Origin of the sequence: Hymenobacter nivis (assembly GCF_003149515.1) — a bacterium.
GTDB classification, from domain to species: Bacteria; Bacteroidota; Bacteroidia; order Cytophagales; family Hymenobacteraceae; genus Hymenobacter; species Hymenobacter nivis.
Window position 1 is genome coordinate 172,327 of the sequence record NZ_CP029145.1, and the last position, 21,794, is coordinate 194,120.

The following is a 21,794-nucleotide window of genomic DNA, read 5'->3' on the forward strand; positions in this document are numbered from 1 at the left end:
ATGAAGGTTTTTGTTAAATCAAATAGGAGCTTTCAAAGTCGTCGGGGAAATGGAAGTGGCGTGGCACCACGTTGGTTGGGGCCCCCAGCACCGCCAGGGCCCCCTGGTGGCCCGGCCCCGCCGCGAAGCCTAGCAGCTGCGCCCCTTCCGGCGCCGCCAGCCACGGGGCCCTGTCCGCCCCGGGCCCCAGCACCGAAAACTCCGCAAACGGTAGCGACAAGCCCATGCCCAACGCCTTGGCATAGGCCTCCTTGCGCGTCCAGATGGTGTAGAACAGGGCCTCCCAGGGGGCCCCCGGCGCGGTGGCGCGCAGGGCAGCCTGCTCGGGGCCTGAGAACAGCTCCTGCACCAGGGCCAGCGCGTCGGTCATGGGGTGCAGGGCTTCCACGTCGGCCCCCACGGCCCATTCGTTCGATACCGCCAGCAGCGCCCGCCCGGCCCGGTACGAGAGGTTGAACTGCACCGCCACCGCCACCGGGGCCGGCAGCGCCGGTTTGCCGCGCGGCCCGGGCGCCACCAGCGCCAATTCCGCCGGCTGCTGCCCGGCATAGGGCCCCAACACGGCCCGCAAAAAGCCGTGGGCCCGCCCGTAAGTCTGCCGCAGCGCATCGGTGCGGAAGCGCGCCTGCCGGTCCCGCTCCGCTTCGGATAAGGTGGCCTCGGCGGGGCCCCAGGCGGGGTGCTCGGCGGCCAGGTCGGCGTGCCAGAGGTGCACGAAAGGAGGGGGCATATGGCGGGGTTGCGGGGGTGGGTTGTGGGTTGCCGGCGCATAGTTTGAGGCAGTGGGAGCTTCTCAGTATTAAGAACTAGTGGTCTGACAACTTAGTTTCGTCAGTTTTTTTGGTTAATTCAGCGTATCTGTTTTTCAACTTATCGCGGGCCTTTTTGGTGGTGAAGGACCAATTGACTTTGGTGGCGGCGGCGTTGCGCTTGGCTTGCCAGGCCAATGCCTCTTGTTCGAGTCGTTGCTGGGTGGCGATACGCTGGGCCAGGCACTGGCGGGAGAGGGCGGCAAATTCGATTTCCGCCATGTTGAGCCAGGAGCCGTGCTTGGGCGTGTAATGAAATTCGAGGGTGTGGCGCAGGTAGCGGGCCGTCTCGAGGGGTAGGTGTTCGTAAAAGGCCCCGTAGGTGTGGGTGCTGTAATTGTCTTGCACGAGCTGGATTTTGGCCGCCTCGGGGTAGTGGGTTTGCACGAGCCAGTCCATAAAACGGGCGTAATCGCCCTTATTTTTGGTCGTCGTCACCTGCAAGTGGCGCTGACCTGTGTCGATGTTATAAGCCAATAGCACGTTGCAGACGCCTTTTCGCACGTACTCCTGGTGTTCTTTTTGGGTCGCGTTGGGCTTGGGCGGCAGCGGCGTAAGCACGTGGTCGAGCAGTTGGCAGGGCCGCTCGTCGAAACACAGGCGCACCACGCCCGCTACGGCCGGGGCGCTGTAGACGTCGAGCACGTCCTCCAGATTGGCCAGGTATTCGCCCGTGATGGTGCCGATGCACCACATTTCTTTTAGCCAGGGCTTGAGGTGGCTTTTTTTAACACCTGGCGAATCGTTTCCTTGGAAACGGCCGGTCCGTAGTCGAGCGAGACGAGGGTTTCGTTGAGCAGCGAGAGCGTCCAGCGGGCCGCGCCGGTCGGCAATTCACTGCACGCCAGACTGGTGATACGCGCTTCCAGGGCGGGCGTCACCTTCGGCGGTTGCCCGCTACGCGGGCGCTCTTCCAGCGCCTGGGCCAGCCCCCCGGCCAGGTAGCGGCGCTTGAGGCGGTAGTACTGGGTGGGGGAAATGCCCCCTTCGGCCTGCACGGCGGCGGCTCCTTTGCCGCTGCTCATGGCCAGTAGGGCACGGGCGCGCGCGATTTTGCGGCTCTTGTGGGTGCCTTTTGTGACAATCGCCTGCAATTTGGCGGCATCGGCAGGCGGTAGGTTGACGGGTTTGGCGAGGCGGGGCATTAGCGAAAAACGGATGGTGTCCACTCGTTACTGTTACAAACGGAATTAAGTTGTCAGACCACTAGTCGGGACTGAAGTAGGGACGTTTGTCACTATTTGACCTCTATTTTTGACTAGCTCACTTAGCGGGGAAGCCTACAGCCAAGCTTAGTCCGGCTGGAGAATGGCTGTGGGCGGTGCAAACGGAAGGTGACTACTACAGCTTCGGCGATTTAGCCACTAGCTTGGCGCTGGACAAAGCGGGCAATGTGTACATCGCGGGCTGTAAACTTCCCCGAATCAAGAGCCAGTCAAAAGTAGAGTCAAGTTGATTGCTACTGAACCTTGAATTTCGGTAAGCGCCTGACCCTAATTCTCGCCAATCTATTTAAGCGGAAAACTGACGCGCAACCCACTAACCCCGCCACCCCAACCTCACCCGTTGACACCCCCCGGAATGAAGGCGCACGGGATGCCCTGCCAGCGGGTGTTTGCGGGTAGGGTTTCGCCTTTCATCAAGAGCGAGAGGCTTTTGAGGGTGGCGCCGGGTCCGATTACGGAGTCGTAGAGCACCACCGCCGAGGTGCCCACCGTAGCGTAGCGCCCGATGCGCAGGGTCGACATCTTCATGATGCGGTCCTCGAATAAGTGGGTTTGGATGGTGCTGCCGTTGTTGAGCACGGCGTGGTCGGCCACCCAGGCCAGGTCGAATTCTGTGATTTCGGTCGTGTCCAGGTACACCGAGTGGCCGATGCGGCTGCCCATCAGCAGGAAGAACGAGGTGGCGAACGGCGTGCCCAGCAGCGGGGTCACCCAGTACAGAAACACGTAGCTCTCGCACAGCGAATTAACTAGCTCGTTGCGCCACACGTAGCTCGACCACAGCGGCTTTTCCGACGGCCGGTAGCACCCGATGAGCACCCACTTGGTGGCAGCAGTGAGCAGCGACAGCGCCAGCACGGTGCCTACTAGCACGCCCGTGCCCAGCAACGCGCTGATCCAGAACGGGTAGCCGTTGCGCAAATGCCAGGCGCAGTAGTGGTACACCGCCGCAAACGTGGCCGACACGAAGGCGAACGGCAGCGTGATTTTGAAGAACTCCATCGCGCCCCGCGCCCACACCAAATGCGCGGGCGGGTCGAACGTGAGGGCGTCCGTGAACGTGGCCGATACCCGCCGGTTGGGTAGTAAAAATGCCGGCGAGCCCACCCACGACGTGTTGGCCGGGGCCCCCGCGGGCGGCGCCGTCGACAGGGCCCCAATGAGCTGGCCCGTGCCTAGCACCGTACCCCCGGCCAGCACCGCGCTGTTGCCGATGAAGGTGCGGGCCCCCACCACGGTGGTTTCCACAGCCACCTGGCCGCGCTGCACGCGCGGGGCCCCCACGCTCACTGAATCGGCCAGGAAGGCTCCGGCCCCTACTGTGAGGTGGTCGGCGGAGATATGGTTGAGGGTGGATATTTCGGCCCGGCGGCCCACCTTCGCGCCCAGCAAGCGCAGCCAGAACGGCGCGTAGATGGTGGCGTACAGCGGCTTGAGCACGCTCAGGCTCTGGGCTAGTACGGCGTCGGCCAGCCAGTGGCGCACGTAGGCCAGGCTATATAAAGGCAGTGTACCGGCCAGTTGCCGCCCCGCCACAAAGCGCTTGGTGAGGGCCAGCAGGGCCCCCAGTACCAGCACGTAGGCCGCTGCCAGCGGCACTAGCGTCAGCAGGGCCGGCAGCAGCCCGTAGCGCTCCACTGCTTCGTAGAAGAAACCGAATACCGGCACCGAAGCGCTGGTGGGAAGCAACAGCATCAGGGCGATGGCCAGGGTTTGCACCACCATATAGGGGGCCCCGGGCCGTACCCGCGACGGGACTGCACCGGCCAGCGTGCGCACCCGTTGCGAGGGCGAGCCCTGCCAACCCTCGCGGGCCGGCACGCGCTGGCCGGCGGCCATTACCGAAAGGTCGTCCAGCTCGGCTTCGTCGCCCAGCTCGGTGTCGTTTTCGAGGATGGCACGCAGGCCCACGTAGGCGTCGCGTCCCACCCGGATGGGCCCCAGGATGAGGCGGTCGCGCTCGATGCGGTAGCCCAGTAGGCCAGCCTCGCGGGCAATGCTGGCGCCGTCATCCAGCGTCAGCAGGTCGAAGGTCATCAGGCGCGTCGAGCCCAGGTACACGCCGTGGCCGATGCGGGCCCCCAGCAGGCGGTAGAACACGTTGAGGTAGGGCGTGGCCGAAAGCAGCTGGGTGGGCGCGGCTTCCACTAGCTTCTTCACCACCCAAAACCGGACGTAATACAGGCCCCACAGCGGATACTCACCGGCCTTGAACCGGCCAATAATCAGCCACTTAAATAGAATAACCAGTCCGCACGCTACCGGCACGTAGGCCAGCACCGCGGCGGCTACCAGCGCCACAATGGCCCAGTCGGCCTGGGCCTGCAGCCAGGGCCGCACGGCGATGGAGGTGTTCAAAATCAGCACCGGCACCAGGTAGAACAAGAATACCGCCGCCGCTTGCAGCACCGCCGTGAATACCCGCGTGGCTTGCGAGGCGTGCGGCACTGGAGGCCCCGCGGGGCCCTCTGCGGCGGCGGCGGGCGCGGCGGCGGCGGCGGCGTCCACGGCCTGGGCCAGGGCCTCGATGGTGCGGCGGGTGTACATCTCCTTCACCGACAAGCCGGCGAACTGGGGCTGCTGGCGCAGCTCGGAAATGATGAGCGAGGCCAGCAGCGAGTTGCCGCCAATTTCGAAAAAGTCGTCGGTGGTGGAGAGGTCGGAGGTGTCGAAGCGCTTCTGCCAGGCGGCGTACACGGCGGCTTCGGTGGGGGTGCGGGGCAGGGCTAGCTCGCGGGTGGGGGCCGCGTCGCCGACTACCGGGTAGGGGAGGGCCTTGCGGTCGACCTTGCCGCTGGTGAGCAGCGGGAAGCTGGCCAGCGGCACCAGCGCGGCTGGCATCATATAAGGAGCCAGCCGCTCGCGCAGGTAAGCGCGCACAGCCTTGGCGTCGAGTAGCGGGTGGGCGGGGTCGAGGATAAGGTAGGCGATGAGCTTCTGCACGCCGTCGTCGTCGGTTTTCAGAGCCACGGCGGCGTTGCGGATGCCGGGCCACTGCAAGAGCAGCGACTCAATTTCGGCCAGCTCCACCCGGAAGCCCCTGATTTTCACCTGCGTGTCAATCCGACCCAGAAAGTCCACGTTGCCGTCGGCCTCGAAGCGGGCCAGGTCGCCGGTGCGGTAGAGGCGGCCGCTGAAGCCGGTGGCCAGCTCGGCTACGGTGTTGAACTTGGCGGCCGTCAGCTCGGGGCGGTTGAGGTAGCCGGCGGCCAGCGCGGGGCCCCCAATGCACAGCTCGCCGGTGGCGCCCAGCGGCACAAGCTGCCCGAGCTGGTCGAGCAGCAGGGCCTCGTAGCCCGCCAGGGGCCGGCCGATGGTGAGCTTCTGGCCGGGTACGAAGTCGGTAGCGGTGGCTACCACGGTGGCTTCGGTGGGGCCGTAGGTGTTCACCACGCGGCACTGGCGGCTGGCCCATTTGGCCAGCAGCTCGGGCGGGCATACCTCACCGCCGAGGATGAGCAGGCGCAGGCTTGGTACGGCGCTAGCCAGTAGCGAAAGCAGCGTGGGCACAGTCGAAAACACCGTTACCTGGTTGGTGCTCAAGAAGTCGGGGAGAGCGTCGGGCGCCTTCATGGTCTCCTCGGGCACGGGCACCAGGGCGGCCCCGGCGGCCCAGGCCAGCCACAGCTCTTCCAGCGACGCATCGAAGGCCACCGAAAAGCCCTGCGCCACGCGGTCCTGCGGGGTGGTTTGGAACAGCAGCTGCTCGGCCCGCACCAGGTGGCAGATGCTGCGGTGCGGGATGAGCACGCCCTTGGGCAGCCCCGTGGTGCCGGAGGTGTAGATGACGTAGGCAATGGACTCGGGGCCCCCAGCCACGGGGCCCAGCGGTGCGGCGGGGGCCCCGGCCGGCGCTTCGGCCAGGTTCAGCACCTGGCCGGGCCAGGCGGCGAGGTAGTCGGATGGGGCGTCGTTCACGAGCAGGGCCCGGGCCCCGCAATCGTTGAGGATGAACGTGACGCGGTCGGCGGGATAGGAGAGATCGAGGGGCACGTAGGCGGCCCCTGCCTTCAGCACAGCCAGCATGCCGGCGTACAGCTCCACCGACTTGTGCATGAGCAGGCCCACGAAGTCGCCGGCCCGCACGCCGGCCGCTTGCAGGCGCGCGGCCAGGGCGTCGGCCTGCGCGTTCAGTTCGTGGTAGGGCACGGCGCGGCCGGCCCACTGCACGGCCGTCTGGTTGGGGTAGGTGCGGGCGGTTTCCTCGAACAGCCGGTGCAGCTGCTGGGGCCCCCCGGTGGGCACGCGCTGGGGCACGGTGCTGAACTGTCGCAGCTGCGCCACCTCATCGGGGGCCAGGAAAAACACGTGGCCCACGGTGGCGCCCGGCGCCGTGGCCAACTGCTCGAACACGCTTTGCACGTGAGCGGGCATGAAGAGCTCGACGCGCAGCCCGCCCGTGGCCTCGGCGCAGCTGAAGCCCACGGCCACGGCCCCGGGCTGCTCGAAGCCCAGCGTCACGCACCAAGCCTGGTCGGGGCGCTGGGCCTCGGGAGCGGGGAAGGAAATGCGGGCCCGCATGATGCCCGCGCCCAGCTCCTCGGCCACGCCGGCCAGGGCCAGGGCGAGCTGGGCAGTGGCTTCGGCCTCTACTTCGGCCAGCGTGAGGGTGTCGTGCAGGCCCAGCGTCACAGCGGCGGCGGGGAAGTCGAGCGCCGCGTTGGCGATGTGCAGCGTGGCCTGCAGCTGGGCCGGGGAGCGCTCGGGCTGGTGGCGGTAATACACCACCGCAAAGGCGGCCAGGTAGCTGGCAATCAGCTTTTCCTTCTTCCGAAACAGGATTTCAAATTCGGGGACTGGTGGAGTCGGGTCGGGTGCGGGTGGCGGCGAAACCAGCGGTTCGTTAACGTCGAGCATGGGAGCGGGGGGCCCGCGCCGGGGGCCCGGGCGGGGCCCCCGGCGCGGCGGGTATGAAAGAAAGGCGGCGTGAAAGAAGCGCGGCGTTAAAGCTAGAAGCGCCGCAAAGGTTTTTGATGAAGGTAACGCGTCCCCGGCCCGGTCGGTTACCCCGGCCCGAGTCAGTGCAAGGATTGCGCCAGGCGAGGCCCCGGCGGCGGGGCTGCCCGGCCAAAGCCGGGCGCTGGTCGGTACAATCGGCCGGTCGGTCGGGCCGGCCGCCGGCGGGGCAGGCCCGGGCCTAAATTTGCCTTTCCGCTTGCCTACCTTTTTGCCGTTAAGAGGCTATCTATACTCGTCGCGAAGTGATTTGCGAAAAAGCAGTAGGGTGCGGGGCTTGCCCCCGCCCGCCGTTGCGCAAACCGCGCGCCAATTGTGCAACGACGGGCGGGGGCAAGCCCCGCACCCTACTGCGCGACGAGTATAAATAGGTGCTTGTCATCCAGACGAAGGAGGGATATGATCATCAATGAAGCTGCTCTAGGAAGTCGTCAGGACGTCATGCTGAGCTTATCGAAGCATCTCTACCGCTTCTTTAAACGATTGATTTAGTGTGCGGGAGAGATGCTTCGGCTACGCTCAGCATGACGTTCTTTTCGGTGCAAAATATTTTACGCTTGTTACTTACTGGCCCAATACTTATGGCTGATTTTTCTCCCCGGCGCGCCCTCCAGCCGCTGATCCATGTGCTGGTGTGGGGGCTGTTCGGGCTCACGTTTCTGCTGTTTCACCCGCTCACCGGGCGCGTCGTCATGCCCCCGCAGTTCTGGGTGAAGCAGGGCCTGATGCTGGCCGTGTGGGTAGGCGCCTTCTACCTCACAGTGGGCGTCAGCGTGCCGCGGCTGCTGTTTCGGGGGCACACGGGCTGGTTTGTGGGGGCCCTGGTGGCCACGGCCGCGCTGCTGCTGCTGGCCAACTACGGCCTGGAAAAGCAGCTGCACCTGCGCGAGCTGATGGACCGCGCCTTCCACGCGGCCACCCAGCCGGCGGGCGCGGGGCCCCAGCTGCTGCGGGCCCGCGGCAGCCTGCGGGGCCCCCGCGGCGCGTTCCGCTTCGATGCCACCAGCACGCTCATTACGCTGCTGGTGCTGGGCATCGCCACCAGCATCACGGTGGTGCAGCGCTGGCAAAACGAGGCCCAGGGCCGCGAGCGGCTGGAGCAGCAGCGCGTGCTTTCGGAGCTGGCCTCGCTGAAGGCCCAAATCAACCCGCACTTCTTCTTCAATACGCTCAACAACATCTACGCCCTCACGCTGCTCGATGGCGAGCAGGCGCGCGCGGCTATCCACCGCCTCTCGCGCATGATGCGCTACGTGCTCTACGACACGGCCGCAGGCCCCACGCTGCTCAGCCAGGAGGTGGCCTTCATCCAGGACTATATCACCCTGATGCAGCTGCGCCTCACCGACCGCGTGACGGTGGAATTCGCGCCGCCCGCGCCGCTGCGCGACGTGCCACTGGCCCCCATGCTGCTGCTGCCCTTCGTCGAAAATGCTTTTAAGCACGGCGCGGCGGCTTCGCATACCAGCCGCATTGTTGTGGCCCTGCGCCAGCCCACGCCCCACACGCTGGCCTTGGAAGTACGCAACACGCTGCTGCCCACGCCCACCACCGACCTGGCCGGCAGCAACGGCATCGGCCTGGCCAACACCCGCCGCCGCCTCGAACTCCTCTACCCCGGCCGCTACGACCTGCGCGTAACCGAGCGCACCCCCACCAACGAGTACCTGGTGGAGCTGGCGCTGACGGTGGAGTAGCCGGTGAGATTTAAGGGCGCTGTGGCGATTTTATAAAAGCCATCTACTAAGAAGTCATCGAAAACAATCAGAACGTCATGCTGAGCGCAGTCGAAGCATCTCTACCGCAGCAGTAAAATTGAATAGTTGCGCAGTAGAGGTGCTCCGCTGCGCTCTGCATGACGTTCAGATCCCCCAAACTACCTTACCAAATAAAGCTTACGAATTACTGCCCATGTCCACCGTTCTCAAGTGCATTGCCGTCGACGACGAGCCGCTGGCCCTGGGGCTGGTTTGCTCGTTCATTGAAAAAACGCCGTTTCTGGAGCTGGTGGGGCGCTACGACAACGGCGTGGCTGCCCTGCACGGCCTGCACGCGCTGCCCCCGGGCGGCGTCGACGTAGCGTTTCTCGACATTCAGATGCAGGAGCTCAACGGCCTGGAGCTGGCCCGCGTGCTGGCCCAGGCCGGGGGGCCCCGGGTGGTGTTCACCACCGCCTTCAGCCAGTACGCCGTGGAAGGCTACCGCGTCGACGCCCTCGACTACCTGGTGAAGCCCTTCAACTACGAGGAGTTTTTGCGGGCCGCTGGCAAGGCCCGTGCCTACGCCGAGCGTGACCAGGCCGCCGCCGCCCCCGCGCCGCCCGAGGAAGACAGCATTTTCCTAAAAGTAGAGTACCAGCTTGTGCGGGTGCTGCTGGCCGATATCTTGTACGTTGAGGGGCTGAAGGACTATGTGAAAGTGCACCTCAAAAGCTCGCCCCGGGCCCTGCTCTCGCTGCTGAGCCTGCGGGCCATGGAAGAAAAATTGCCGGCCCGGCGCTTCCTGCGCATCCACCGTTCATTCATCGTGGCGCTCGACAAAATTGAGGCTGTGCGCCGCCTCACCGTGCAAATTGGCGAGGCCACGCTGCCCGTGGGCGACCAGTACAAGGAGGCGTTTGGGCAATTCCTGAGCCGCTGGATCTGAGGCTGCCCGGGGCCCCAGTGCGGCCCTTTTCGCCCGGGAAGGGGCCCCGAACTATTGGCCGGTGCAGCGCCAGGGCGGGGCCGCCCGGGGCACTAAACCGTAGCCCGTTGCCGTTGGTGGGGCCATGCCGGGCCCCGAAAGCTCAAAAGTAGTTGGGTGGGCAAGCAACCATCAGATAGGTTTCGGGTATCTTTGCGGCGTACGACATCCATTTTGCTTACTCCATTTTTCTTTTCATGAAGAATTTTTTTCCAGTCGTTTTGCTTGCGCTGGCGACCTTAAGCCTCGGTTCCTGCAAAAAAACTCCCGATACCACCACCGCTACCGGCGTTTGGACCCGCAGTGCGTATTTCGGCGGCTTGAAGCGCAGCGGAGCCGTGAGCTTCACTATTGGCAGCACGGCCTACACTGGCCTGGGCATGAACGGTACGGATACCCTCGGTGCTTTCAAAGACTTTTACGCTTACAGCGCCTCTTCCAACAGCTGGACCCAAGTAGCCCGTTTTCCGGGTAAGGGCCGCTACCTGGCCGTGGCCTTTTCCGACGCCAACTATGGCTACGTGGGCACCGGCTACGACGGTCTGAACTACCTGAGCGACTTCTGGAAGTACGACCCCACCAAGAACACCTGGTCGCAGATTGCCTCGTTCCCGTCGGCCCGCTACGGCGCCGTGGCCTTCACCGCTAAAAATGTGGGGTACGTGGGCACCGGCAATACTGGCAACACCCAAAACGACTTTTACCAGTACAACGCTACCGCCAACACCTGGTCGGCCATCAATAGCTTCCCCGGGGCCAAGCGCCAGGGCGCCTCGGCTTTCACGGTCAACGACAAAGGCTATGTGATGCTGGGCACGGACAACGCCGCCTACCCCACTGACGTGTACTCCTACGACCCCAGCACCAGCACCTGGACGGCCCGCCGCCCGCTCATTCAGCACTCGGCTACGTCGGCCGATGCTTTGGACTACGACTATACCCTCGTGCCCCGCGCCAATGCCGCCAGCTTCGCAGTGGGCTCGATGGGCTACATTGCCACGGGTACCAAAGGCGCGGTGCAGGCTGACTGCTGGGTCTATAGCCCAACTGATGATACCTGGACGGTGAAAACGGCCTTCAACGCCACGACCGGCGGCGGCGGTGGCGTGGGCCGCTCCAACGGCGTTGGGTTCGCCATTGGCAGCATGGGCTACGTGGGCTTGGGCGTAACGGGCACCACGCGCCTCGACGATCTGTACCAGTTTGCGCCGGATGCAGTTCCTCAATAACGAACGCCACTTGACGAGCCAGCCCCGTACCGGGGCCGGCTTGCTGGGCCTGCTGCTGGCAATAGTGTTGCTGGCGGGCTGCAAAAAGGGCAACGGCATCAACGACTCGCTGCCCGCGCCCGCGGCGGTGAACCGGGTGGCTTTCTTCACCGACACCTTGACGGTGCGCACCAGCACGGTGCTCATCGACTCCATCATTTCGTCGAACAATTCCGGGCTGGTCGTGGGGCGTTACGCCGACCCGCTGTTTGGCACCGTAACGGGCCGGGGCTACGTGAGCCTTGCCCTCGACGCACCGCTGTTGGTCGACCAAACCCAGGTGTACGACTCGGTGGCGCTGGACATGAGGTCGGATGCCTACCGCTACGGCGATAGCACGAAAGTGCAGCGGGTAGAAGTGCACCAGCTCCTCAACGCGCTGCGTACCGACGGCAAGCCCTACCATACGAAGGACGACGTGCCCTACAGCACCACCGTGCTCGGCCAGCGCCAGTTCCGGCCGGGCACCAAGGCGAAGTCGCTGCACATTCGCCTGAGCAACGTGCTGGGCCAGGTCCTCTGGAACGCCGGCCAAACCAACCAGCTGACTGCGCAAGAACAGTTGGGGCGCTACCTAAACGGACTGGCCCTGACGCCCGGCGCCACCGACAACGGGGCCCTGCTGCGCTTTGGGGCGGCCGCCGTGCTGCGCTTGTACCACCACTCCGTCAACGACCCGGCCACGGTGCTTATCTACACCTTCACGGGGGGGCAGAGTCTCCCGCACTTCTACCACTTAGAAACCGACCGGACGGGTACTGCGCTGGCGGGCCTCACCGCGTTCCGCCAGGCGCTCAGCAGCACGGCCACGGGCAACCGCAGCTTTGTGCAGGGCACGCTGGGCATTTACACCAAGCTGGAATTCCCGTACCTGCGGTCGCTCAATCAGTTTGGTAACAGCTTGGTACTGAACTCGGCCACGTTGCAGCTGGCGGTGCCCGGCGCCGTGCGAGACAGCACCGCGGCGCGCCTGCCTATCCTGGGCACGACGCTTACCAACAGCTCCAACCAGATCCGGACAGCGTTTGATACCGGCCTTGCCGGTTTGGCCTCCACGGTTCGGCCTACGGTGATTACTTCGCCCCGGAGCGGCCTGCCGCAGGTCACGTACACCTTCAACTTGTTCAACTACATACAAGCCGTACTGGCCGGCACCATTGATAACAACGGCCTGCTGCTGAGCCCGGATGTGCAAGCGCTCGTTTTTAAAGGTGGTGCGCTGGGTAACCAGGCCAATACCGCTGCGCCGCTGCAAGTCAGGATATACTACACCCGCATCGTGCAATAGTCTACCCGCGGGGCCCCTAAAAAAGCCGCCGGGCCGCAGCAACTGCTGTGGGCCGGCGGCTTTTGCGTTGCGGAGGGGCGGCGGCCCGGGTGCCGGCTGGCGGCACAGGCTGCCAATGGAAATCCCGTTCAGCCCGCCACGGGCAGCGTGAACAGGACGCAGCAGCCGGCCGGCGGCTGGCTTTCCACCCACAGTTGCCCGCCCTGCGCGGCGATGAACTTGCGCGAAATGCTCAGGCCCAGGCCCGAGCTGCCGGGGCGGGACCCCTGGCACGCCCGCAAACTGCTGGAAGATGCGCTTGTGGTGCACGCGGGCCATGCCGGGGCCCTGGTCGCGCACGCTCAGCTGCATCATTTCGCCCCACGGCACGGCCTGGATGACGAGCGGGGCCCCCGCGGGCGAGTAGCGGGATGGTGGCCAGGAAGTCGGATTTCAGCTGGTCGAGCTTTTTGAAGTCCAGTATGTTGCGCAGGCACAGCACGTGGCCGGCCGGCGTGAGCGGGTGGCGAAGTGCTGCAAAAAGTAGGCGGCCAGCAGCGGCACGTCGGCCATACGGGCGCTGAACGGCGGCACCACGATGGTGAACACCGAGAGCCGGTAGTACAAGCCGTGCCGGAAGTTGCCGTCGGCCGCTGCCTGCTCGAGGTTGCGGTTGGTGGCGGCTATCAAGCGCACGTTCACCTGCGTAGGCTTGGTGTCGCCGGGCTTGGTGAACTGCTGCAACTCCAACACCCGCAGTAACTTGGCCTGCATGTTCAGCTCCAGCTCGCCAATTTCGTCCAGGAATAAGGTGCCGCCGTTGGCTTCTTCCAGCAGCCCTTTCTTGTCGCCCAGGGCCCCCGTTAAGGCCCTTTTCTTATGGCTAAACAGTTGCAAATCCAGCAAATCGCGCGGGAAGGTGCTGTAATTGACGGCCACGAATGCCTTTTGGCGACGCCCGCTGGCCTCGCGCAGCGCCTGGGCAGACTGCTCCTTGCCCGCGCCGTTGGGCCCCCCCAGCAGCAGGGTGCCGTCGGTGGGCGCCACTTGGCGGGCCAGGTCCTGGGCCCGGCGCAGGGCGGGCGAGGTGCCAATCATGGCGTCGAAATTGGCGCGCTGGGCCACGTGGCGCTCCAGGGTGGCCAGGCGCTGGTGCAGGCGGGCCTTGTCGGCGGCGCGCTCCACCACCTACCACGAGCTGCTGCTCAAAATCGCCCTTCGTGAGGTAGTCGAACGCGCCTTGCTTCATTGGCCCGCACGCCGTTGGCGATGGTGCCGAAGGTGGTGAGCAGCACTACTTCGGCGTCGGGTGCGGCGGCCCGGAAGCGGAGCAGCAGGTCCACGCCGTGGGCGTCGGGTAGCTTTACGCCGGAGAGGATGACGAGCACCTCGGCGGCGTAGGCGCGCAGCAGCTCGAAGCCGCGGGCCACGCCGGGGGCCTGGAGCACGGCGTAGCCTTCCAGCTCCAGTACCCGTGCCCGCAGCTGCCGTAAGTGGGCCTCGTCGTCGATTGCGCGGTTTTCGAGTCAGTGTACCGCCAATACGGAAGGATTGTAGAACGGAGTGGCACTCCGTTTCCGTGCAAACGCCAAGCGGAGTGCCACTCCGTTTTACGGTACCGGGTACACCAACTCGAAAACCGCTGTAATCAGCAGCGTACCGGTGGGCATGGGTGGGGCAGTTTGGGGAGGCTGCAAAAAACGCCAGTCTTTGGGCCGCCGGGGCCCCACCCACGCTCTGGCGTATTTTGTAGCTGGTTGGCCGGTGGTTGGGCTTAAGATTTGCTTAAAAGCACTGCGGGCCATACGCTTTGGGCACCGCGGCGGGTCGGGGCCGCGTTCTTTGAGGGGTTATTCGTCCTTTCTTATTGTCGATTCGCCATGCGTTTTTTCCTGGCCAGTGCGCTGCTGGTGGCCACCGGAGCCCGCGCCCAAACGCCGCCGCCCGCCACCGCCTGGAACCCCGACCTCACCGCCGCCCTAGCACAGGCCAAGGCCAGCCAGCGCCCGGTGCTGGCTGTGTTTTCGGGTTCCGACTGGTGCAAGCCTTGCATCATGCTGAAGCAGGAGGTATTCGACCAGCCCGAGTTCGCGCAGTACGCCCAGGACAAGTTCGTGCTAGCCCGCTTCGACTTCCCGCGCAACCGCAAAAACCAGCTGCCACCCGCCCAAACCAAGCTGAGCGAGCAAGCCGCTGCCCAACTCAATAAGGAAGGCACGTTTCCGCTGGTGGTGCTGCTTTCGTCCGAGGGCAAGGTGCTGGCCAAGAGCGGCTACCGCCCCGGCGGCCCCGCCGCCAAGCCCCATAGAGTTGTTCCCGAATAAGAAACCGCCCAAAAAAGAACGTCATGCAGCGCGCAGCCAAGCATCTTTCCCGCGCCAGTAATCAGGATTAGTTACGCAGGAAAGATGCTTGGCTACGCGCTGCATGACGTTCTTTTTTGTCTGATTTTAGGAATAAGTCTTAGCACTAAAACGCACTTTTATGATGATGAAATATCTTGTCTTTCTGCGCGTTGCCGTGCTGGGCCTGGGCTTCCGCTACGCCCCGCTCTACGGGCTCAGCTGCTTCAAAACGCCCTTCGTGGGCCGGGTGGCCAAGTTCAAATTCATCGACCTGCGCTACGGCCACTACTAGCAAACTACTGGCCTCACGGCCAATATCGTGAGCGCGGATTTATCTTTTGTGATGCCGTAAAGGGGGGTTAAAAGCAAATAAAACAGTCATGTAGCGCGCAGTGCAGCACCTCTACTGTTCCACTAGCCCTGATTACTGCCGCGGGAGAGATGCTGCGCTGCACGCTGCATGACCGTTCCGGCGGCCTCATCATGCGCAGTTTAAACTTGGGGCCCTACACTGGGAACACTAGCGTGAATACCGTGCCCTGGCCCAGCTCGCTCTGCACAGTGCGCTCGATGCCGAGCAGGGTGCAGGCCTTGGCCACGATGGAAAGGCCCAGGCCAGTGCCGTCGATGTGCTTGTGGGCCAGGGCGTCGGAGCGATACAGCGGGTCGAAGATGCGGGCCAGGTCGGTGGGGCAAATGCCGATGCCCTGGTCGGCCACGGTGCAGACCAGCCGGGGGCCCCGGTGCGCCAGCCCCACCGCAATGGTGGAGCCTGCCGGCGAATACTTGATGGCGTTGCTCAGCACATTGTCCAGAATCAGGTCCACTAAATACGGATCGGAGGCGATGGCGTCGGCCGGGTCGTCTTCCACGTCTACCCGGATGTGCTTGGCACTGAGGGCCCCGCGGTGGCGCAGCAGTACGTCGTGCACGCTGCTGCGCACGGCCAGCTCCTGCCGGTGGGGCCCCGGGGCGTGGTTTTCGAAGCGGGCCAGCAGCAGCAGCTGCTCGACGAGGTGCGTGAGGCGGTCGATTTCCTGGATGCCGAGCGTGATGTTATCGACGTATTCGGCGGGGGTGCGGGGCTTGCGTACCAGCACTTCCAGGGTGCCCTTGAGCACGGCCAGCGGGGTGCGCAGCTCATGCGAGGCGTCGGCGGTGAACTGCTTTTCGCGGGCCACGGCCTGCTCCACGCGCTGCAGCAGGCCGTTGATGGCGCTGGCCAGCGTGTGCAGCTCGTCGGGGCGCGGGGGCAGGGCAATACGCTCGGCCAGGTTGTTGCGCGTGATGCGGGCGGTGGTGGCCGTAATTTGGGCGATGGGGGCGATGCTGCGCCCGGCCAGCCGCCGCGCGCTGCCAAACAGTACCAGCAGCACCACCGGAAACGAGCCCAGCAGCACCAGCGCCAGACTATCCAGCACGTGCTGCGCGGCCTCCGACGATAGCCCTGACAGCAGGTAGCCCACCGGGGCCCCATCCCGCACGATGGGCACCTGCACCTGCCGGATGGCCTTGCCGCGCAGCATCGAGTTGCGGGGCGCGCGCCAGCCCGGCGTAGCGTCAAAGGCTAACTGGTCGGCCTTGAGGTTGGGCGAGCGGTCCATCAGGCGCCCCTGCGCGTCGTTCACCTGAATGAACACCGGGTCGACCTGCACCTCCCGGTGCTCGCGCTCCTCCCACTCGCTGCGGTCGGCGAAGCGCACGGTGCGGCCCGATACCGCCAGCTCGCCCATGTGCTTGGCGGCCTCGAAGCGCAGGTTGGCGTCGAGGTCGGTGTACACGCGGTGGCGCACCACCCCAAACACCAGCAGGTAGGCGGCCGCCACCAGGGCGGCCGTGGCCAGCACGTAGTGCAGGGCCACGCGGTCTTTAAAGCGCAGCTCCACGCTAATCGCGGGCGACATACCCAATGCCGCGGATGGTTTGCAAATACTCGTCCTCCTTACCTAACCTAAGCTTTTTGCGCAGCGCGTTCACGTACACGTCAATCACGCCGGTATTGTACTCGAAGTGGATATCCCACACATTTTCGATGATTTTCTGGCGGTGGCACACCTTGCCCTTGTGGCGCAGCAAGTATTCGAGCAGGGCAAACTCCTTCTGGGTGAGCACGATTTCCTCGCCGTCTTTGTGCACTTGGTGGGTGCCCACGTCGAGCACGATGGGGCCCACGCCGAAGCGCTCGGGCTCGGCCGGGGGCCCCGCCGGCCGCAGCTGCACCCGGATGCGCTCCAGCAGCTCCTCGAAGTGGAACGGCTTCTTAATGTAGTCGTTGGCCCCCGCCTGCAAGCCGGCAATGGTGTCGGCCACGGTGTCTTTGGCGGTGAGGAAAATGAGGGGCGTGCGGTCGTGGGCGGCGCGCAGCTGCTGGCACACCTCCAGCCCGCTGAGGCCGGGCAGCATCCAGTCCACCAGCAGCAGGTCGTAGGCCTGGGCCAGGGCCAGGGCGAGGCCGGTGGGGCCCGTGCCGGCCACGTCCACGGCAAAGGACTCTTCCTCCAGCCCCTGCTTCAGGAACCGGGCAATGCCGGGTTCGTCCTCAATTATCAATAGTCGCATAAGAATAGGAAAAGCTAGGGAAATAACGGCTCCGCAACGCGCGGCGGCCGGTAATATACTCGTCACGAAGAGGGTTGCGCGTCGAGAATATGATATTTCCGGGTTAGTAGGGACGTGAGGTCTTGGCCAAACTCGGGGAGCCGGTCAAAGAAGTTGAGCACGGCCTTTTTGAACTGGCCCTTGGTGCGGTAGAAGGTGGAGTTGATAATCTTCTGGCGCAGGTATTTCCAGAAGCGCTCAATCAGGTTCAGATTGGGCGAGTAAGGGGGCAAAAACACCTGGCAGATGGGCTTGTCGGCCAGCCAGACCCGCAATTCCTTGTTTTTATAGTAGCGGGCGTTGTCGCACACGACGTAAATGCGGGCCTTGTCGGGGTGGGCGGCCAGCAGCTGCTCGTAGAGTCGCCGGGTGCTCTGCGCGTTGACGCACGCGGTTTCGTCGAGCACCACCTGCGTCGGTTCGTAGGCGTTCAGGGCCGCGTTCAGGTTCACCCGCTCGCGGCCGCTGACCGTGAGCAGGGGGCGTTCCTGGCCCACGGCGCACCAGGCGCGGGTGCAACGCGTGTTGTGGGTCGGATGGGCCGCATCGGCGTAATAGAGCACCGCCTCGCCCCGCTCAACGTGGGCTTCAAGCACGACCAACTCGTCCAGAAAATCAGCTTGCGCGGCCGCATCGGCCTGGCAGGGCACGGGGGTGGTCAGCTTGTAGGTAAAGCCCAGGCGGTGGAGCAAGTCCGTCAGGCCGGAAAGCGAATAGGTCACTTGGTAGGTGCGCAACAGCCACGCCTGTATGGCTTTGCAATCGGTGTAGAGCGTCGTGTTGACTTCCCGGCACAAGTGGGCGAGTTGGGCACTGCACAGCAGGCCCCAGTAGCCCGGCTGCTCGTGGGCCAGGTACTTTTCCAGGCCCAGGTCGGTAAACGCCCGCACGTAGCGGTAGACCGTCGTCTCGTCCAGGCCCAAATCCTGAGCCACCGTCGCCAGGCCACGGCCCGCGTCGAGCATCAGCACGACCGTGACCTTCACGTACCCCTCGTCATCGCGTCGTTGCTTCTGCAACTGGCGCAAGTGCTGGCGCTCGGAAACGGTCAACTCCACGTTCATGACACAAGTTTAGTACTTTGCCCGCAACTCATTCGCAACTTACTTCGTGACGAGTATAAGTAGGTGTTTGGTAGTGGGTGCTTACGGGGAAGTTGAATAAATGAAACCCTGTGCGCTAGAATGGCTACGCTCACCTAGCGTCCGCGCAGCCGAAGTATCTCTCCCGTGTAAGTAACCATTCACTGCTGCGGGAAGTATGCTTCACTGCGCTCAGCACAACCACCCTTGGGTCGTCGGATAAGGCTGCTAACACCTCGGCTTGCCAAGTAGCTGCCTTTCTAAACAGCAAGTACACGCTTACAAACACCACGTTAGGGCCTTGAGCGAGGTCTTAAGCCAATTTTAAGCTTTTGCTAAGTGCCGCCTACGGCAAGGTGCCGTTCAAAGTCTATTCTCCCACGCCGGGGGGGGTGGCCCGGCTCGGGGCCCCACCGCTAGCCACGTTTCTTTTTCTTGTTTTTATGAAAATTTACTTCCTCGCGGCTTCCGTAGCCTTGTTGGCTGCCGCCGCCCCCTACCAAGCCACCGCCCAATCTCGCCGCGCCAACCGCACCACCACCGGGCAAGCTGCCCCGGCGGCCACTGGAACCCCCACGGCCCCCGACAACACCCCCACGCCCCCGGCCGACCCCAACGGCAAGCTCGACTACCGCAACCCGGCTGCTGACGCGCTCATTCCGGTAGAAGCCGAAAAGCGCCAGCCCATCACCGACGACCTGCAAGCCACCGTGGTAGAGCTGCTGGAGCTGTACCACGACGCGAAGCAGAGCCACTGGAACCTGCGGGGCCCCATCTACCTGCCGCTGCACGAGCAGCTGCAACAATATGCTAACCAGTACCTCAAGTACGCCGATATCATGGCCGAGCGCGTGCTACAAGTGGGCCACCCCATTGATGGCCGCACCGCCGTGGTGGCCGCCAACGCCAACCTAGGCGAGTTCCCGGGGGGCTACCTCTCTGATAAGCAAATGCTCATCCTCATGACCGAGCGCATTACCACCGTGGCCAAGCGCGTGCGCCAGCGCATCGACCACCTAGGCAAAATAGACGAGGTGACCTCCAACCAGTTGCAGGAGCTCAGCTACGTCCTCGACAAGCAAGTGTGGCAGTTCCGCGTGCACATGCAATAAGCCATCCGGGGCCCCCAGCCCCCAGGAGTTGAATGTTAAACGGGGTGGGTGCATTGCGGTAAGTAGCCGCAGCGCACCCATCCCGTTTGCGTTTATGGGCGTGGGTAGAGGTGATGACTTGAGAATGTATTGGGAGACTTGAATTATAATATGACCTCTTTATCTCAAATAATTATGAGCATGTTAAAACGTTCTGCTTCAATAAAGCTCAGCAATAAGCTTCTCACACCCTCTAATCAAGTCCTCAACTTCATCTGCTGTCGGTTCACGATCTTTTGAGTGAACACTCAAGTTTCTAATGTCGCCAAGTCGCTGAATTAAGCGCCAAGTTGGTACGTCAATCAGTTCGCTCTTTCTTAGTTCTTCATTGAAGTCAGTGATTGTTGGATGAGCTTTTTTGAAAACAACACCGTGATTGATGCAGACCTTTTTAAGATGAATTTCAAGAGTAATTCCTGCTAATGCGCCTGACACTCTGATATGTTTTTTCTTGAGCATATCCTTTGCCATATCTAGTTCGCTGGCAAATAGTTCAGACTGTAAAATGCCTTCAATATTGGATAGCTTAGAATCAATAATATCTAGACAAGAGTTTAATATAGATATCTGTTGTAATATTTTAGCGTGAAATGCAGCAAATGCGTCAACAGCATTTTCTTTCTCCCATCCCCGTGTAATTCTCAAGCCGATTAAATAGTCTGAAATAGAATAGTTTAAAAATGTTATATCTTTTGTGCGTTTTTCATCATTATATAATTTCTTAAATTCGATAATTCTGTCAGGTAAGAGTTGATTGATAATTTGAATGGTCTTTGAATACCATTTATTATAGCTTATGCTTATGTTATCGAACTCTTTTTGAAATTTTTTAAAATCAGTATCAGTATTTAATATATCTGCCTCCTTTTTGGGTATTTTTCCCTGCAATATTGCTTCATGATTATGCAGGTGCTCTGCATAACGTAAGAGATCAGCTAATTCAGCCTTCAGTTTTTTCTTTGTCTCACTCATTTCTTTGAAGTTTATTCGTTAGAAGTTCAGTTGTTATTAGGTTATGAGAGCACGACAAATCTAACCCTAACTCCCCCGAATCTCCTCCTTAATCTCCGCCACGAACTGCGCGAATTCTGGTTCGGATTCCACGCCGGGGTGCCAGGCCAGGCCGAGTTGGGCGAGGTTGTACTGGTGGCGGGGGCTGATGGTGGCCCCGGGCAGGAGCTGGCCGGTGGCGGCGTCGCGTTCGTGGCTCAGCAGCCAGAGGCGGTCGGCGAGGGCGGTGGTGGTGGCGATGTCGTGCGACACGATGAGCACCGTGTTCAGCTCGTCGAGGGTCGTGACCTCGACGATGATTTTCTCCACCTCGTCAATCATCGCCACGTCGAGGCCCGAGAAGGGCTCGTCGGGCAGAATGAGGTAGTCGGAGCAGAGTAGCTGCTGGGCGATGGCCGCCCGCTGGCGCTGCCCGCCCGAGAGCTGGGCCGGGTACTTGCGGCGGTGGGCCCCCAGGCCGAAGCAGCCGAGGTACACCTCGACGTGGGCCAAGGCGGCGGCGCGGTCGAAGCGCAGGGCGGCGTTGGTATCGAAGAAGGGATAGTGCGAGCCGACCTGCACCGGCCGGTCGGCCGTATTGCTCATGGCCCGTGGTAGGGCCCCAGGGCGTAGCTCGGGCCGGCCACCGAGGCAAATGCAACGGGCAAGGGGCTTTCCATGCCAGGGCAGCGGGGTAGGGTGAGGCGGCAAGATAGGGGCGTTTGGGCAACATCACCCCCCCGCCCACGCCGCTTAATGCGCACAATCTGGTGGGGAAGGATACCAGTACCTGAGCTGTTAACTAGCTCGTTGAACGCACCCTTTCCCACCGGAGAGGGAGCCGAGGGTGGGGTTGCGGCGGGCAACCCCTTAAAATCCCCTTAAATTCGCGGCGGGTTCCGAACCATTGGGGGGCCATTTGGGTACTGTCGCCAATGAAACGCTTCGCCGCCGTCTTCTTAAGCCTGCTGATGCTGCTGGGGAGCTGCGTGCCCGAGAACGACCTGGGCGAGCTGGCCAAGCTGCCCGAGCTGGTGAAGCACTACCGCTTCCACCACTCCGCGGCGGGCGGGGGCCTCACGCTGGGCGAGTTTCTGGTGGAGCACTACGGCGCGGGCACCAAGCAGCACTTCGGCTGCATCTGCTCGGCCCGGCACCAGCAAGACCACCAGGGCCTCCCCCTGCACGGCGGCCACGACTGCGCCGCGGGGGCCTTTTTGGTGGCCCAGGGCCCCCACCTGGGCTGGGCGCCGCGCGTGCCCCGTGCCGTGCCGGGGCCCCGCAGTGCCTGGGTGGCGCTGTACCGCTTCCAGCCCAGCGCCTCGCTGCTGCAACCGCCGCGAGCGTAGCCCGGCGGCCGCCCCCGTGGGCAGTGCGCCCGGTTGGGCCAGGGCCCCGGACGGGGCCGTGCGTAGTT

At 63.3% G+C, this 21,794-nt stretch carries 20 protein-coding genes; 8 read left to right on the forward strand and 12 right to left on the reverse strand.

What is annotated here, in order from left to right:
• Positions 1-13: 13 nt before the first annotated feature.
• From DDQ68_RS00740 to DDQ68_RS00755, 4 genes are all read right to left on the reverse strand, one after another.
• Positions 14-730 (reverse strand): 4'-phosphopantetheinyl transferase family protein, encoded by a 717-nt coding sequence (locus DDQ68_RS00740; RefSeq protein WP_109651998.1) that lies wholly within the window; start codon positions 728-730, stop codon positions 14-16.
• A 76-nt stretch (positions 731-806) separates the two neighbouring features.
• The gene (locus tag DDQ68_RS00745) at positions 807-1,505 is read right to left on the reverse strand and encodes an IS630 family transposase (protein WP_109652001.1); all 699 of its coding nucleotides are present in this window, start codon (positions 1,503-1,505) and stop codon (positions 807-809) included.
• Positions 1,506-1,510: 5 nt separating this feature from the next.
• Positions 1,511-1,954, reverse strand: a complete 444-nt coding sequence (locus DDQ68_RS00750) for a helix-turn-helix domain-containing protein (RefSeq protein WP_162549684.1) — start codon at positions 1,952-1,954, stop codon at positions 1,511-1,513.
• 414 nt (positions 1,955-2,368) lie between these two features.
• Positions 2,369-6,892, reverse strand: a complete 4,524-nt coding sequence (locus tag DDQ68_RS00755; protein WP_109652007.1) for a Pls/PosA family non-ribosomal peptide synthetase — start codon at positions 6,890-6,892, stop codon at positions 2,369-2,371.
• Positions 6,893-7,572: 680 nt separating this feature from the next.
• Between DDQ68_RS00755 and DDQ68_RS00760 the strand changes: the two genes are divergently transcribed.
• The 4 genes from DDQ68_RS00760 to DDQ68_RS00775 all read left to right on the forward strand — a co-directional run bounded on the left by DDQ68_RS00760 (position 7,573) and on the right by DDQ68_RS00775 (position 12,232).
• On the forward strand, positions 7,573-8,688 hold the full coding sequence (locus DDQ68_RS00760) for a sensor histidine kinase (protein ID WP_109652010.1): 1,116 nt from the start codon (positions 7,573-7,575) through the stop codon (positions 8,686-8,688).
• A 214-nt stretch (positions 8,689-8,902) separates the two neighbouring features.
• Positions 8,903-9,637: a LytR/AlgR family response regulator transcription factor gene (locus DDQ68_RS00765; RefSeq protein ID WP_109652012.1), complete on the forward strand. Its 735-nt coding sequence runs from the start codon at positions 8,903-8,905 to the stop codon at positions 9,635-9,637.
• A gap of 236 nt (positions 9,638-9,873) precedes the next feature.
• The gene (locus DDQ68_RS00770) at positions 9,874-10,905 is read left to right on the forward strand and encodes a Kelch repeat-containing protein (RefSeq protein ID WP_109652014.1); all 1,032 of its coding nucleotides are present in this window, start codon (positions 9,874-9,876) and stop codon (positions 10,903-10,905) included.
• Positions 10,889-12,232 (forward strand): DUF4270 family protein, encoded by a 1,344-nt coding sequence (locus tag DDQ68_RS00775; RefSeq protein ID WP_109652016.1) that lies wholly within the window; start codon positions 10,889-10,891, stop codon positions 12,230-12,232. Before DDQ68_RS00770 ends, DDQ68_RS00775 begins: the two co-directional genes overlap by 17 nt.
• Positions 12,233-12,360: 128 nt before the next feature.
• On the opposite strand, the gene DDQ68_RS00780 is transcribed toward DDQ68_RS00775, so the two are convergent.
• The 3 genes from DDQ68_RS00780 to DDQ68_RS00790 form a co-directional block, all read right to left on the reverse strand.
• Entirely contained in the window at positions 12,361-12,513 is a 153-nt protein-coding gene (locus tag DDQ68_RS00780; RefSeq protein ID WP_109652018.1) for an ATP-binding protein, read from the reverse strand.
• 151 nt (positions 12,514-12,664) lie between these two features.
• Positions 12,665-13,399, reverse strand: coding sequence for a sigma 54-interacting transcriptional regulator (locus DDQ68_RS00785; RefSeq protein WP_109652020.1), 735 nt, complete (start codon positions 13,397-13,399; stop codon positions 12,665-12,667).
• 17 nt (positions 13,400-13,416) lie between these two features.
• The gene (locus tag DDQ68_RS00790) at positions 13,417-13,722 is read right to left on the reverse strand and encodes a response regulator (RefSeq protein WP_109652022.1); all 306 of its coding nucleotides are present in this window, start codon (positions 13,720-13,722) and stop codon (positions 13,417-13,419) included.
• 369 nt (positions 13,723-14,091) lie between these two features.
• Here DDQ68_RS00790 and DDQ68_RS00795 point away from each other — a divergent pair, with 369 nt between their 5' ends.
• Together DDQ68_RS00795 and DDQ68_RS22315 are read left to right on the forward strand one after the other, a co-directional pair.
• A complete protein-coding gene (locus DDQ68_RS00795; protein ID WP_109652024.1) occupies positions 14,092-14,535 on the forward strand; it encodes a thioredoxin family protein in 444 nt (147 codons plus the stop codon).
• A gap of 160 nt (positions 14,536-14,695) precedes the next feature.
• Complete coding sequence (locus tag DDQ68_RS22315) at positions 14,696-14,848, forward strand: hypothetical protein (RefSeq protein WP_211320208.1); 153 nt, start codon at positions 14,696-14,698, stop codon at positions 14,846-14,848.
• A gap of 214 nt (positions 14,849-15,062) precedes the next feature.
• Here the strand turns inward: DDQ68_RS22315 and DDQ68_RS00800 are convergent, their stop codons facing one another.
• From DDQ68_RS00800 to DDQ68_RS00810, 3 genes are all read right to left on the reverse strand, one after another.
• Complete coding sequence (locus DDQ68_RS00800; RefSeq protein WP_109652026.1) at positions 15,063-16,460, reverse strand: sensor histidine kinase; 1,398 nt, start codon at positions 16,458-16,460, stop codon at positions 15,063-15,065.
• Positions 16,444-17,115 (reverse strand): response regulator transcription factor, encoded by a 672-nt coding sequence (locus DDQ68_RS00805; protein WP_109652028.1) that lies wholly within the window; start codon positions 17,113-17,115, stop codon positions 16,444-16,446. Before DDQ68_RS00805 ends, DDQ68_RS00800 begins: the two co-directional genes overlap by 17 nt.
• Before the next feature lie 62 nt (positions 17,116-17,177).
• A complete protein-coding gene (locus DDQ68_RS00810) occupies positions 17,178-18,218 on the reverse strand; it encodes an IS630 family transposase (RefSeq protein WP_109652031.1) in 1,041 nt (346 codons plus the stop codon).
• A gap of 461 nt (positions 18,219-18,679) precedes the next feature.
• On the opposite strand from DDQ68_RS00810, the gene DDQ68_RS00815 reads away from it, so the two are divergent.
• Positions 18,680-19,348, forward strand: a complete 669-nt coding sequence (locus tag DDQ68_RS00815) for a Dps family protein (RefSeq protein ID WP_109658272.1) — start codon at positions 18,680-18,682, stop codon at positions 19,346-19,348.
• A 198-nt stretch (positions 19,349-19,546) separates the two neighbouring features.
• Here DDQ68_RS00815 and DDQ68_RS00820 read toward each other — a convergent pair whose 3' ends face one another.
• Both DDQ68_RS00820 and DDQ68_RS00825 read right to left on the reverse strand, forming a co-directional pair.
• The gene (locus DDQ68_RS00820; RefSeq protein ID WP_109652034.1) at positions 19,547-20,359 is read right to left on the reverse strand and encodes a HEPN domain-containing protein; all 813 of its coding nucleotides are present in this window, start codon (positions 20,357-20,359) and stop codon (positions 19,547-19,549) included.
• 66 nt (positions 20,360-20,425) lie between these two features.
• On the reverse strand, positions 20,426-20,983 hold the full coding sequence (locus DDQ68_RS00825; protein ID WP_109652037.1) for an urease subunit beta: 558 nt from the start codon (positions 20,981-20,983) through the stop codon (positions 20,426-20,428).
• Between the two features lie 329 nt (positions 20,984-21,312).
• On the opposite strand from DDQ68_RS00825, the gene DDQ68_RS00830 reads away from it, so the two are divergent.
• Positions 21,313-21,726, forward strand: a complete 414-nt coding sequence (locus DDQ68_RS00830; RefSeq protein WP_109652040.1) for a hypothetical protein — start codon at positions 21,313-21,315, stop codon at positions 21,724-21,726.
• Positions 21,727-21,794: the final 68 nt, after the last annotated feature.